Raw genomic sequence first — 12,930 nt, forward strand, 5'->3', positions numbered from 1 at the left:
AGTCCACTATTGTATTTTGAAAAGTACAAAGTCCGCTATTTTTTAGCTGCTAACTTAATATCACTATAGTCCGTTGTAGTATAAAAAGTCTTTCCTTTTGCTGCAAAAGAAATAGTCACAATGTCCCCTTCTTTAAAACCGACCCTCTTTTGATGGGATACGTTAACGCGAAAACCATCATCTATACATTCAAAACTAATATGCGACTTCCCATTTTTAAGGATAGCTTTACAGTGAATCGTTTTACGTTCTCTATCTGTAAATCGCTCTTGAGTTTTGTATCTATCTATTTTAGCTGCTTCTAGCTCCACTTCTTTACCACCTCGAGCTAATAATTGAAAATCATACTTAGTGCTTTTATCACAACTTCTACCAGGGTGGGAATTTAGTTTAGGCTTGTAAAAAGCAATTGCTGCGGCCTCCACTTTATCTGCTTTTTCCTGATTGCTAGCAGTTGCAATAATATAGTGATGCCAATTTTTATTATGTCGTAACGCTTGTTTAAATTTTTGCATACTCTCTGGGTGAGTTAATGATTTGGCTAATTGCATATGCTCATTCCAACGATTAACCATACATTTAGCCTGTCCGATATATACATCACCATTTAAATTCTGATGAGCATAAATTATGTGTTTCGCGGTTCGAACATGAGATTCTTTTAAGTTTTTGGTGATTATAACTTTCATGAGTATGGCTCTAAGATTTGTGCGGGTATAATTTTATTATATTGTCAGAGTAGATTAACAATTTGCGCTATATCAAGCTATATAATTTATGTGGGAGTTATTCACCAGCTATTTGATCTTTTGTTGTCACTTTATTGTCAAACATTGTCACTTTTTGACAATGCGATCTTTTTAAAATTACTTACAGATCCTTTTACTGGGCTGGCTGGCGATTAATAGCATGTCACTGGGGTTGTCAATTTGACGCGTTTTTTGCACGAAAGCGGAAGGCGAGGAGGAGTGAATTTTTTGGCCTTTGAGTTCTCAGCTAGTAGCTCGATGCTTATTTGTCAGGGTAATTAATACTGTATATAATCACAGTTAATTTTTATGGCTTTATATTGGTGCGGTTATGCGGGTAATGTGTCCGAGTTGTGGAAGTAAAGCGACTATTTCATCAAGAGAAAATCAATCAACCCATGTAGCTGATCTCTATATTTCATGTAGTAACGTTAAAAACTGTGGAGCAACGTTTGTAAGTACCTTAGCATTTAAGCATTACCTAAACCCACCACGCCAAACAACGGTAGAACTTGCCGCATCATTACTTAAAAACTTACCGCGTGAACAGCAATTAGAGTTGATTGGCTTATAAACACCCTATTCAAATATAGTATGTTAATTTTTAGCCGTTTCTAATGTTGGCGGTAAACCGTTAATAGTGAGGAAGCCCGACATTCTAAGTATTCTGATAATGACTTAAGATCTTTGCGACTAGTATAGCAAGCATAACTTGACCAAAAATTGCCTCTAACCCAACGATAAGCTTTATAGAGTCTGTCAAAGGTAACATATCTCCGTAACCTAAAGTGGTCCAGGTTACCAGGCTGAAATAAATTGCATCAATTGGTGTTTCAAGGCCAGCTATAGCTGTCTTGTTTATAAAGTAATGATATGCAAATGCGAGCGTGCATAAAGTGTAGTAAGTAAATGTACTTGTTAGCCCTATTAGTTTGGTTGTATACAAAAAATTAGAACAACTTTGCACTTCAGACATCACTGAAGTATATGCTTCCTGTTTTTTCTCATTTATTTTTTGGCTTTGGTCTCGAAGTTTATTGTATTCAAGTACTAATGGATAGTTTTCTGATTTGAAACGCTCTAACTCTCGATGTAAATTAGATGTATTACCAAGAGGGAAAATACACATTGGAAAAATCAACATAGCTAACAACGTAAAAGCTCCCACGGTTGAGTAGAAGTAATTAAAATGTATTCCCAGAAATATAAAGAAAAATGGTATACAAGTAGTGATGAAGCTAAAAAACATTGAAAACATATGAAATTTTGGCTCCCCGTTTGAGCCAGTCCAATTCTTATAATTAGGTATTAGCTTTTTTTTCAAATCTTGCTGACGTTTAATTTGATTATCAAGACAATCTATAATCCTCGCTAAAGCTTTAGGTCTTACTAGTTGTATTTGAGGTTTTTTGCAATCACAGCATTCAACACCTTTCTTTCCAAACATAGAGGGTGGTTTATCACATTTTACACAAACGATAAAACTCATAAATTAACATCCCAAAACAATAGCTTGTGTAGTTTACCTTTATTGTTATTAGAGTCAAAATAAGTGTTCCTATCACACTTTATGTAACACCTATAAAATCTGGCCTAAAGTCATTTTTGTTTCGATAAATCAACACGTGTGATTAAACGCATTTTTTAGGTAAATTCTGATATTTGAATACTGCCGTCAATATAGGGGATTTTCACCCGTCGATTTGCTAATTCCGTTTCAACCGTTTCATAGCGAGAACCCATACAGATATTATACAGCCAGCCACTTCCACGGTTTGCTGATACCCCAAACTCTCTCTGATCTGAAGCGCGGTATAAAATTTCCCTGTTTCTAGCATTTTCTCTTCTGCTTTTTGGTTATTCATAATATCTCCTACGCCATTAAATCCAGTGACCACAAATCGTTATCGCTGATTGCTGATTGCTGATGCACTGCCGTTGTTTACTAAAATTGCTAAGTCCCAATCGCCAATTTTGATAAGGCCGTTTTTAGGCTCGCCATAATGTAACTCACCGAGTTCATTGCGTGTTGCATTAAGTGTTTCGCGCCCGTCTAGCTGTGCGTATTGGTAAGCTAGGTCTACTAATTGGCGGGCTTGCTGCCAGTGACTCTCTGTTACATGCCAGCTTGCCGATTTTTGGGCGAGTGTTTTTGCTCGGTATTCAATAGCGAGGTGCTTGTTGTGTTTTATTTGTGCGGTTTCGTCTAAAACATGAAGTTGGCCGTTTTTAATTTGGTAAATTTGGCCGTCTCTGGCGATCCTCTTACCGCTATTTAGATCCTTTTTAACCTCTGTGATCTGTTTTTCATCACACCCCACCATATCGAGTATTAACTCGGCGCTAGAGCCCACGGCTATAGGCGTACAGTTATTACCACTAGACCAAGATAGGTCGGCTGCGCCGACGTTGGAGCTAGCCTTAGCTGCGAGTTTTTCTGCTGTACCCTTGAGTTGTCTGGTCCATTCGATAAGGCGGGTTTTTAAGCTGGTTGCATCCGTTACGTTATGCACGTTGTTAAACAAACGCGTAAGCACGGCTTTGTAATCAACGTTGGTTACAACACCCTTAATACGGCGTACTACTTCGGCGTAGTCATTGCCCATTGGGGTAGCTTCATACATTGATTTAAAATTAGCGGCGCGGCCAATACACATACCGCCCTGTAGTTTTACGTAGTCTTTCCAGTTAGCGTTATCTGCGGCGTAACGAATAGGCTCTATAATTTCGTCTTTCACAACGGTACGCATACGGCGAAGCTCTCGCCAAACCGTAACGCTTGGCGACCCCTGAAATTGAAACTGGCGAATATTCCATGTGCTAGCCCAGGCTAAAACAGGGTTAGCTTGCTCTTGCAGGTTTTCGCCTGTGTCAGCGTCAACATGATCGCTAAGCATATAGCCATCAATGTTTTTACTGATGTATTTAGCAATGTAGGCCGCTGCACTGCCCTTGCTTTTATCTAGCTTTACAGCGTCAAAGCGTGGGCTAAATGTGCGGTAAAATTTGGTAGGTGCTTTGTGATTTTTCGCCTTAAACTTTTTAGGTTCTCTTTTTTCAGCTTTGGCTTTTTCGGCTTCTTCTTTATTGCGTTGTATCGCTACTTCGTTAGCCTTCTTTTTTGCAAAGCCCCAATCACTGCGCTTTTGTTTATACAGTTTAAATAAGTGGGTTTTCTCGGTGTGCGCACGGTACTTAACACACGCCTCAACCGTTTTTATGTGCGTGCCGTGGGTGTTTATATCTACAAATTTGTTAAACACTTTTGCTCGAGTAAGTTCAGGGCCGTAACGATCGTAAAGCTCGGCTTTGTCTTCTTGAATAAAGTACCAACGCAAAATAGCGTTGATTTCTTGAAGCTTATTTTTTGGCATGAATAACATCATGTGCCAATGCGGGCAACCGTCAGCATGTGGCTCTACTACACGTACACCAAAGTATTTAAGGTCGCGGCGGTTTAATTTGGAGCGTGCACGTGCCCACGTAGTAGTTAAATAATTTTGGGCATCTTTAGGTGTTGAACCGTCCCACGTACTTGCATTGGCATGAAAACGCGCAGGGCAAGTAATAGTATAAAACATAGCAACATAGCCCATTTCGTCGGCTAGCTCTTCGGTTTCACGGATGCGTAACATTAATTCGTTGCGGCGGTTAGCAGGGTTTGCCATGCCGCTTTTTACGGCTTCAATTAGGTCAATTACATCGCCGTCACTGCTTTGCAGTTCCATCATTTCTAAAAACTGGCGGCCACTTGCTTGGGCAAAGCTAAATTCGCGTTGTGCTTGTTTTGATGAATACGGGCTAATACCTCGGCGTTTAGGCTTTTTGCTTTTTTTGTCGTAGTATAAATCACGCCCTACTTGGCCTGTGGCAATTTCTAGTAATTCTAAAAACTGCTTACGTAGGGTTTTTAACTGGCGGGCCCACCACTTATCGCACTGCATTTTAAGCAACGCAATTTCAAAGCATTCTTGCGGTAGGTCGTCTTCACGCATGCTATAAAATGGTACGTTCACACCAAACGACTTTGCATGATCGCTTACGGCTTCATACGTCAAACGTACTAATTTTTCATAGCTTAAACGTTGGTGTTCTTCGCTTACGTCAAGGGTAATTTGCACACACTCCATAGCGAGTGTGCCTGCGTGTTTTTTGGTTTTTTCAATACTGCTTAAAATATGCCATGGCAATGGCATATTTTGAGTAATACTAAACAGCACACCAAAGCGCGGTTTTAAACGGGCAATGGTGCGGCGCAGCCATGTATTAGCGCGGTATTGGCTACCCGCCTTGTTCTGGTTGTAGCGGTCAATATACTTACGGGCCATTCGGCTTTGCAAAGGCACTGGTACGCTCTGTAAACCACGCGCTAAAAAGTTACGGTCATCAATATCGTTTATAGACGAAATTAAACCCTTAGCTATACCAGATAGTCTAAGGGTTTCAAGGTCGAGCGGGATTGGGTTAGCCACGGCGTTACAGCTCTATTTCCATTGGTTCGCCACCAGTTTGTACGGCATTTAATGCAATGCTCATTAGGCTGTATGCTCGTTCAAAATTAACGTCATCGTCAGCAATCATTTTTACGATTGGTAGTAAATCAGTCAACGTGTCTTCGCACTGCATAAGCATGTGCACCGTGCTGCGCTTGTTTAAAAGTCGAATAGTAAAATTGGCTTGCTCAATAGCGTGTAAAACTATATTGAGTATTAACTGTTTTTTAGATAGATCTTGGTCTTTGATAGTGGTCATTTTTAATATTCCTTAGGGGTTAAATTACAAACAGGTTTGGTGTGAGGTTTTCTTTTGCAGTTTTGCAAAATACAAAGTGGGCGTATTCTATTGAGTCGGTTTTACTTGGCTTTTCAGGATCAAAGCCTGGGCGTTTGTGGTGAACAAACACAGAATGTAACGGCATGGTTTGCCACATTTCAAAACGCTTTTGTGTGCCTAGCCAATTCACACGTTGCAGCATGATTATTAAACCGTGTGGTTTAACATACGTAAGCGCGTTATTTAAAAATTCTTCAGAAATACTAAACGGTGGATTAGTGATCACGGTGTCGTATTGCTCTTTGCCTTTAACACTTAAAAAGTCGTGCCCTTTTTTACTGGCGCGGCTATCGGTGCGAATATCCCAACTTTCAACATTAAAATAACCATGTATGTTTAATACCGCTGGGTAACTCATTGCGTATTTATCACACCCACCGGCGCTTGGGTCGAGTATGTCGTTACCTAAATCAAGGGGCGTTTTAGCGTGTGGGCTTGCTGGGTTTACTGCGTCTAAAAACTCACTAATTAACCAATGAGGTGTAACGTAGTAATCGTCTTTGTTGCTAACCGTACCGCGATTTCGTGAACTCATGTTCAATCCTTAGTGTGGTTGTGAATCAGTTTTTGACTGTTCAACTAAATGCGGAACAACATCAAACTTAGGCGGGGTTCTTTCGAAGTTTTCGCGGCCAAGAACGTTAGCGTCAGTAAAAGCAGCAACAATATCTTGTAATGCTAAAATTGCTTTATGCACTGCATTGCGTTCTTGAATGCTGAATTTATAAAAACTCATTTCTACATGACGCTGTTTAAGCCCCGCAGCAAAGCACACTAACTTTCGTTGTTGCTCAGTTAAAACGGCATTAAACACATAACCTGGTGTGCGCGTTCTATCGCTCATTAATGCTTTTATTTCAGCTAAGCCTTTTGGTATGTGACGCCCTTCTACTGCTTTTAATGGCGCTGGTTGTGCGTTATTGGTTTGTTTAACTAATGCATTTGTCATGGTTTGCTCCTAGTTATTTACGCTTTTTTGATGCTGTGTTCTAAACGCTATTAGCTCGTTTATGCGGTAATAGTTGCTTTTGCCAAACTGCACCGGCTTAGGAAAGTTCTCTAACTTATTAAGCTTCCAAAACTTAGCGTGGGCACAACCCATCACTTCCATCGCCTCACGGGTGTTTACTAAGCGGTCTTTTTGCTCTTCAAGCTCCGTGCGCAACTGAATGTTTTCTTGCAGTAATGCAAACAACACTGCTTTTGCGTCTGGGTGAATATCTAATAAAATAATTTGTTGTTCAGTGCTCATGCTGCACACTCCTGTACCTGTTTATTTAAAATCCCTCTTTGTTCTGGTAAGTTGTAAGTGCGAAAAACCACCAACCAAAACAAAGAGGAAAAACCTATGCCAAACCCAATCTTGAGCGACTGCATAAAAGCGCTTTCAAGCAGTCTTACGCCTGCAAATGGGCTCACCCATCCAGTTGACGACTCAAAAGCAAAATGCTTATTTAAAGCGCTCCACAAAAAAGGCATTGCCTTAAGTGAAGATGAAGTACTTTTGCTCGCTATCGAAAACAACTGGCCTGAAAAACACGCCAAAAAGCTAGCCGACATAGCGCAACGCATTAACGATGGCCGCAGTGTTAATATTGTTCGCTCAACAAGCTGGGGTGAAACCACCGCTGATAAAATCATTCAATCTCACCGGGGTTAAAATCTTCAAACCATTTATCTACCAGTGTAAAAAGCTGGTTTTTAAACTTATCAACTCCACCATGCGCAGCGGCAAAGTAATCGTGGCTTAACGCACTTTTATAATCTAAAGCTGCCATTGCCACTTTTTCTGACATAGTAAAACGCTCATCATCCATTAACGCTTCTGTCCGCTCGCTAATATCCATTACATCAATTGGGTCTACTTCAATTTCTGTACTCATGCTGCATCTTCCTTGTTGCTTTTTTGATGATCGGCCAGTAAATCGTTTACCGATACTTCACCGTTTGTTAGTTCTGAAATACGTGGAATGTATTTCGCTGGGGCTTGACCGTGGCGACTGAGCCAATGAAATACAACTGACTGCTTAGTACCTAGAATGTTAGCGAGCTTGGTTTGCCCACCAATTATTTTTACCGCCTTTTGTATGGCTGACATTTTTTATCTCCGATAGCTTCTAACCACTTTTTTCTATAATACGATCTCTTTTATTGGTTTGTAAACCACTTTTGGTTGTATTTATGAAATTAAAACCAATAATAGCGATTTGACTAAAACCACTTAAAGTTGTGATAATCTATTCCAACCACACTTAAAGTGTTAAAAATAAACCTTTTGGAGATAATATGGATATTGCAAATCGTGTTAAAAAGCTAAGGAAAGCATTAGATTTAACTCAGCATCAATTAGCCGAGTTGGTAGGTGTTGCACAAAACTCTATACAAAAACTAGAAAAGGGTGACACCAAAAACCCACGTAACATTGAAGCGTTAGCGCGAGCGCTTCAATGCACCCCTGAATTTTTACAGTTTGGTATCAGTGAAAATAAAAATAATAACGTTATGCCAGGGCCAACAATTAAAAATACAGCCCCACTAATCAGCTGGGTGCAAGCCGGTGCTTGGTCAGAAATAAGTGAAATTAAAGCGTATGACGCAGAACGTTTTATGTGCCCTGTTAATTGCAGTGATCTTACGTTTGTATTAAAAGTGCAAGGCATTAGCATGGAGCCAAAGTTTGATGAGGGTGATTTAATTTTTGTAGACCCAGAAGCCGAATGTATCCATGGTTCCTATGTAGTAGCCCGCCTAGACGACGACAACCAAGCCACGTTCAAACAACTAATAATCGAAGGTGGCCACAAATTCTTAAAAGCCGCCAACCCCAACTGGCCTGAACAACTAATCCCAATAAACGGCAATTGCACGTTGGTAGGAAAAGTTATATTTACAGGTAAGTCGCTTTAAAATAAGGAAATAACATGAATATTCAAGAAATGGAATTAAACGATTTTCTATCTAGAAATAACATCACTGAAGAAGAATTCACTAAATGCGCACTAGACTGGAAGCTAATACAATCAATTGGTGCTGATCATCAATCTAAAATCTATAACCTTGAAAATTTAGCTGAATCATACGCAAAAACAATCCAACGCTTTGCTAAAGTTCATTCTGTGCGCTGGAGAATTAAAGACCCTGAGCATTTGATGGAAAAAATAGTACGTAAAACTACACAACGCTCTGGTTCATACAATAAAGACTACCTTAAAATTTCTGTAAATAACTACTTTGAAATGGTGACTGATTTAATTGGTATTCGCGCACTTCATTTATTTAAGCAAGATTCTAAAGATATTCTTAAAGCTTTAGAAAACACATGGGAAAAAGCTGAAGCAATAACCGCTTATATTCGCAAGGGCGATAGTGAAGAAGATGAAAAAGAAAATTCTTGGGTGGTGAAGGAACATAAAGCTGGTTACCGCTCAATACACTTTGTTTTTTCAACGTCACCTTATAAATCAAAAGTATTCACCGAGGTACAAGTACGTACTATTTTTGAGGAAGGCTGGAGTGAGATTGACCATAAAATTAGATATCCTAACTTTTCTGATAATGAGGATATCGCCGCCTTTTTAGATATTTTTAATCGGTTAGCTGGCAGCGCCGATGAGATGGGCTCGTTTGTTAAATCTTTAAGTACAATGATTGAAAGTAAAGAGACTGAATTAAAGACTCTTGAAGTAGAAAATGCTGAGTACCAAGAGAAAGTAAAAAGTTTGCTAGATAAACTAAAACAGAAATCTCAATCAGATGAGGTCAGTGAACTCGTAGAAGATTTAGAATCTGAAATGCGCAGTCACCTTTACCCTGCTCTTGGTAAAGTTGGGATTGAAATGTACTTAAATCAAGATAATCTCTCGTATTCGAACATTTTACTGAAAAGAGCACTTAGAAAGTCTAAACTCAAAAACTTATAATTTTTAATTTTTAGGCTGGCTATATAAGTGAACTAACCCTTTCATTTTGTGATAATGAGTGGGGAAATATATTTCCACTCTTTCATTCTTTGTTGGGTAACAAAAATGTTGAAGCTCTAATAATAGTTTTCCAAGCGTTAAAATATGTTTTTCAATATCTTTAGGAATACCTTTAAATAAGTCTGGTGATAAATGTCCGTACCAATCACTATGAGTTTTATTTGTACTCTTTTCATAAAAACCTAATTCCATAGTTAAAAGAAAATAGTCTGCCAACCAACGTGAAAAGTATTGATTAGGCGTCATATCTTTTTTACTCGAATAAACCTTGCCAAACTCATTGTATTTATCAATACATTTATGGAAGTTTGTAATTGTATTGTCTATAAAAATATCTCCATCATTATCAGCGTGAGTAAGAAAAGAAACCTCTTGCGTACTGTTCCTTGGAAATAACTTCCTATAAAGACTGTGCTTTCCTTTTACCTCGACTTGGAATTCTTCCTCAAAAGCATTAAGTACCTCAGCTAGCTCTGCTTTATGATCTAAATAATTTTTAAAAGAATTTTGCTTTAAAGAAATCTCAATTTGATGATATGTCTGTTTGCTTCGATGAATAACAGCGACAAAACCAGCTACAAAAAAAGTGGCGGATAGGATTTTTATTGGAATTACAAAATACTCTAAAAAATTCGAGAAACATTGAACATCAGCGCAACGTATAAAGTTATTGTTACTAGTAATAACAACTGTAGTTACAATTGCTGTTACGACTCCAAAAATGAAAATCAACCAAAATAACCAGCTCTTTGATAGTGGCTTGTGATTCACCGTATTTTCCTTAAATATTTATATTTCATCAAATTAACTGCTTTTCGGTATAGTGTCAAAATAGCTTCACCGTTTAACCAACAAAGGAGAAGCTATAAAATGAACTATAAACTACAACTAGAAATCTTAAATTTACAAGCAGCGCTATTTTATTTTTATATAAAAATATCTTGTGAAATTTTATCGATACTTAACATAATATAAACAATAGAGAACATTGGGGCTTTATGTCCCAATATTTACTTACCTATTAATGCATACAATACAATTCTAGTTTTTTAATTTCTTAGATAGTTTAGTAACTTGTTTTATGAGAGGTATATTATGTAAATTACTGTTAATAAACATCTACAAAAATAAATTAAAATAAATAGCTATTAGAGCTGGTGAACAAGGTATAAGTAAGCATAAAGACGCTAAAGCTAAAAGTTTGGCTTCTTTTCGATTATTATATGGATCTTTTCTCAAATGATCATATGCTTTTTCTATAGAGTGAAATGGTAAAAATTTGTCGTGTTTTAATGTGGGGTAATCTTTTGAAATTAATGCTTTCTGTATTCTTCTACGCTCCTCTAAGTAAGGCTTTAGTTTTTCCCAGACGTTTATAATTGTTGCGCCCCTATTTTTTACAATTATATTCCAATCATAATATCCAGATAATGCATTACTACATATACTTTCAAGTTCATTTAAAGTCTTTGTTATTCCAGCTATTTCTTCATATTCAGTATAACGTTGGGCCAATTCACTTAAAGCCTCATGTTCGCATAATTGATGCTTTTTCAAATAACTTGTAATAAATAGAAATTCAGCACCTATTTTACCTTTACCATTTTCAATAGCCTCTATAGTATTTTTTTCTATTGCTTTATTGCTATTAATTCGTAACGTATAAAATGCTGAAGTAAAAGCAAGCACCGCAGAAAAAACTACAGCAATTGCTGATGCAAAAGGATAAAACTTTTCATTTAAAATTATTGGCATACCTACATAAAACAAAGATGTAACAGCAACCCCCATTAAAAAGCCTATATTTATGTGTAAAACAGATTTAAGCATCTTTATTCTTCTTCCATCTGAACAATATTTATTTTATAAATAATAGATAAGCAACGAAGTAACAAAAAACCCGCTATTAGCGGGCTTGTTTATTAAATTCTGTTGATTGCTCTATCAGCTCTTCAATGCTACTGGGTATTACCCCTTTTAATAGCATTTTTTTAAAAACTTCATAAACATCTGTTTTACTACCATCTTTACGAAGTGTTGACTGGTCGTTAAACCAAGCAAGAACTATAGCTTTATTTGTACTCGAAAACTTAAAAAACAAACGATATCGATTAGGCATACCCTTTTTGGCTCTTCGCCAATCACGGTTACTTTTACCTAATGTATTGCCCAGTATAAAAGCTGGTGCTTGAGGATCTATAAATATGCGATTTTCTATGCAATCTGTAACACATTCAAATAATTTGTAGATTGCAGATTCGTAAAAGTGTTCTGGGTCTTTTTTGGCTTCGCGTTCGACCTGATCCAATACTTCCGTGTATCTATTCTCAAATACAGTATGCCAATACTTTTCCCAGTACATTTACATCTCTATTAATTCGTTATTTTGACGTGCAACAAGTGCTTTGTGCTTGATTGCTGCGATACGATCAAATACAGAATCAGGAATTTTTTTTACATTTCCTGCTTTAATGTCAGCATCAAGTAAATTTAAGAACTGCTCTGTTGCTTCATTCTCTTTTTTTACTTCGCTTAATTGGATAACTTTATTTTTCATTACAGCTCCATTCTTAGCTATAAATAAAAGCCATTTTAGTTTAATAAAAAGCCTATTAATTACATTGTTGGGAGCCCATTAACTGTACCCACAACCAAATCTCTGGGTGTCATTAATTGTACCCACAACCAAATAGTAGCATATTGGCTCACAAAACAGCAAGAGACACTAGGAGACTACAAGAGACAACGGTGATAACTGTACACATCAAAGGTCAGTTTATGATTCCATTCAATATTTGATGACCTATGTATTTCCCCTGCTAATTTTATTCCACTTTATATAGACTCAAATCAATAGCTGATGTACTGGTCTCGAATGAAAACTCTTCGTTGTATAATGATTTATATTTAATTTCCACCCTGCAATTAGTAACAATTAGATTAATTATCTTTTTAAACCTATCTGTTGGTATATCGCTTATTCCGTCAGAAACTACTGTTAAATCTATCAATTTAAATGTTTCGTCATTTGACATGCCGAAACCACTGCCAAGATTAGTTATTTTAAAATGATCTTTATGTTTAATATATGGGTTTACTTTATTTCTTAGCTCTTCGTCAGTTATTTCTTGACCTGCCCAGTGGTATTTAAAAGACTCAATTTTAGCCACGCCATGACCTTTATTTCTGATTGAGTATGTGAACCATTTATCACCCTCCTCCATAAAATCATAGATTAATGGTTGAACGGATAACTTATTATGCTTACGGCTAATCCAAGCTTGATGCACAGCAACAAAAAACGCTAAGCACGCAATAAATGTGCTCCAATCAAAAACAAATTTAATGATTTCTTTGCTTTCTTCCAT

At 37.4% G+C, this 12,930-nt stretch carries 19 protein-coding genes; 4 read left to right on the top strand and 15 right to left on the bottom strand.

Annotated elements, in window-relative coordinates; genetic code table 11:
* Positions 1-35: 35 nt before the first annotated feature.
* Positions 36-689, bottom strand: a complete 654-nt coding sequence (locus tag H5119_RS02245; RefSeq protein WP_182701044.1) for a GIY-YIG nuclease family protein — start codon at positions 687-689, stop codon at positions 36-38.
* Positions 690-1,080: 391 nt separating this feature from the next.
* On the opposite strand from H5119_RS02245, the gene H5119_RS02250 reads away from it, so the two are divergent.
* On the top strand, positions 1,081-1,323 hold the full coding sequence (locus H5119_RS02250; RefSeq protein ID WP_182701045.1) for an ogr/Delta-like zinc finger family protein: 243 nt from the start codon (positions 1,081-1,083) through the stop codon (positions 1,321-1,323).
* 84 nt (positions 1,324-1,407) lie between these two features.
* Here H5119_RS02250 and H5119_RS02255 read toward each other — a convergent pair whose 3' ends face one another.
* The 7 genes from H5119_RS02255 to H5119_RS02285 all read right to left on the bottom strand — a co-directional run bounded on the left by H5119_RS02255 (position 1,408) and on the right by H5119_RS02285 (position 6,834).
* Entirely contained in the window at positions 1,408-2,238 is an 831-nt protein-coding gene (locus tag H5119_RS02255) for a potassium channel family protein (RefSeq protein WP_182701046.1), read from the bottom strand.
* A 217-nt stretch (positions 2,239-2,455) separates the two neighbouring features.
* On the bottom strand, positions 2,456-2,614 hold the full coding sequence (locus tag H5119_RS02260; RefSeq protein ID WP_182701047.1) for a hypothetical protein: 159 nt from the start codon (positions 2,612-2,614) through the stop codon (positions 2,456-2,458).
* 39 nt (positions 2,615-2,653) lie between these two features.
* Positions 2,654-5,221: a replication endonuclease gene (locus H5119_RS02265; protein ID WP_310737431.1), complete on the bottom strand. Its 2,568-nt coding sequence runs from the start codon at positions 5,219-5,221 to the stop codon at positions 2,654-2,656.
* 4 nt (positions 5,222-5,225) lie between these two features.
* Positions 5,226-5,501, bottom strand: a complete 276-nt coding sequence (locus H5119_RS02270; protein ID WP_182701048.1) for a hypothetical protein — start codon at positions 5,499-5,501, stop codon at positions 5,226-5,228.
* 19 nt (positions 5,502-5,520) lie between these two features.
* Positions 5,521-6,117 (bottom strand): SAM-dependent methyltransferase, encoded by a 597-nt coding sequence (locus H5119_RS02275; protein ID WP_182701049.1) that lies wholly within the window; start codon positions 6,115-6,117, stop codon positions 5,521-5,523.
* A 9-nt stretch (positions 6,118-6,126) separates the two neighbouring features.
* Complete coding sequence (locus H5119_RS02280; RefSeq protein ID WP_182701050.1) at positions 6,127-6,531, bottom strand: hypothetical protein; 405 nt, start codon at positions 6,529-6,531, stop codon at positions 6,127-6,129.
* A 9-nt stretch (positions 6,532-6,540) separates the two neighbouring features.
* The gene (locus H5119_RS02285; RefSeq protein ID WP_182701051.1) at positions 6,541-6,834 is read right to left on the bottom strand and encodes an AlpA family transcriptional regulator; all 294 of its coding nucleotides are present in this window, start codon (positions 6,832-6,834) and stop codon (positions 6,541-6,543) included.
* A gap of 96 nt (positions 6,835-6,930) precedes the next feature.
* On the opposite strand from H5119_RS02285, the gene H5119_RS02290 reads away from it, so the two are divergent.
* Entirely contained in the window at positions 6,931-7,242 is a 312-nt protein-coding gene (locus tag H5119_RS02290; protein WP_182701052.1) for a DUF1889 family protein, read from the top strand.
* Here the strand turns inward: H5119_RS02290 and H5119_RS02295 are convergent.
* Both H5119_RS02295 and H5119_RS02300 read right to left on the bottom strand, forming a co-directional pair.
* Positions 7,220-7,465 (bottom strand): hypothetical protein, encoded by a 246-nt coding sequence (locus H5119_RS02295; RefSeq protein WP_182701053.1) that lies wholly within the window; start codon positions 7,463-7,465, stop codon positions 7,220-7,222. The two genes, H5119_RS02290 and H5119_RS02295, sit on opposite strands and share 23 nt — an antisense overlap.
* On the bottom strand, positions 7,462-7,680 hold the full coding sequence (locus tag H5119_RS02300; protein ID WP_182701054.1) for a YdaS family helix-turn-helix protein: 219 nt from the start codon (positions 7,678-7,680) through the stop codon (positions 7,462-7,464). Before H5119_RS02300 ends, H5119_RS02295 begins: the two co-directional genes overlap by 4 nt.
* 188 nt (positions 7,681-7,868) lie before the next feature.
* Here H5119_RS02300 and H5119_RS02305 point away from each other — a divergent pair, with 188 nt between their 5' ends.
* Together H5119_RS02305 and H5119_RS02310 are read left to right on the top strand one after the other, a co-directional pair.
* Positions 7,869-8,489: a LexA family transcriptional regulator gene (locus H5119_RS02305; protein WP_182701055.1), complete on the top strand. Its 621-nt coding sequence runs from the start codon at positions 7,869-7,871 to the stop codon at positions 8,487-8,489.
* Between the two features lie 14 nt (positions 8,490-8,503).
* The gene (locus H5119_RS02310) at positions 8,504-9,502 is read left to right on the top strand and encodes a RelA/SpoT domain-containing protein (protein WP_182701056.1); all 999 of its coding nucleotides are present in this window, start codon (positions 8,504-8,506) and stop codon (positions 9,500-9,502) included.
* Between the two features lie 3 nt (positions 9,503-9,505).
* Here H5119_RS02310 and H5119_RS02315 read toward each other — a convergent pair whose 3' ends face one another.
* From H5119_RS02315 to H5119_RS02335, 5 genes are all read right to left on the bottom strand, one after another.
* Positions 9,506-10,333 carry a hypothetical protein gene (locus tag H5119_RS02315; protein ID WP_182701057.1) on the bottom strand — a complete coding sequence of 276 codons (828 nt, stop codon included), beginning with the start codon at positions 10,331-10,333 and terminating at the stop codon, positions 9,506-9,508.
* A gap of 348 nt (positions 10,334-10,681) precedes the next feature.
* Positions 10,682-11,392: a DUF4760 domain-containing protein gene (locus tag H5119_RS02320; protein WP_182701058.1), complete on the bottom strand. Its 711-nt coding sequence runs from the start codon at positions 11,390-11,392 to the stop codon at positions 10,682-10,684.
* 76 nt (positions 11,393-11,468) lie between these two features.
* Positions 11,469-11,924, bottom strand: a complete 456-nt coding sequence (locus H5119_RS02325) for a type II toxin-antitoxin system YhaV family toxin (RefSeq protein ID WP_182701059.1) — start codon at positions 11,922-11,924, stop codon at positions 11,469-11,471.
* A complete protein-coding gene (locus tag H5119_RS02330) occupies positions 11,925-12,119 on the bottom strand; it encodes a hypothetical protein (protein ID WP_182701060.1) in 195 nt (64 codons plus the stop codon).
* 268 nt (positions 12,120-12,387) lie between these two features.
* Entirely contained in the window at positions 12,388-12,930 is a 543-nt protein-coding gene (locus H5119_RS02335; RefSeq protein WP_182701061.1) for a hypothetical protein, read from the bottom strand.

The organism is Pseudoalteromonas sp. SG45-5 (genome assembly GCF_014164085.1).
GTDB lineage: Bacteria > Pseudomonadota > Gammaproteobacteria > Enterobacterales > Alteromonadaceae > Pseudoalteromonas > Pseudoalteromonas aliena.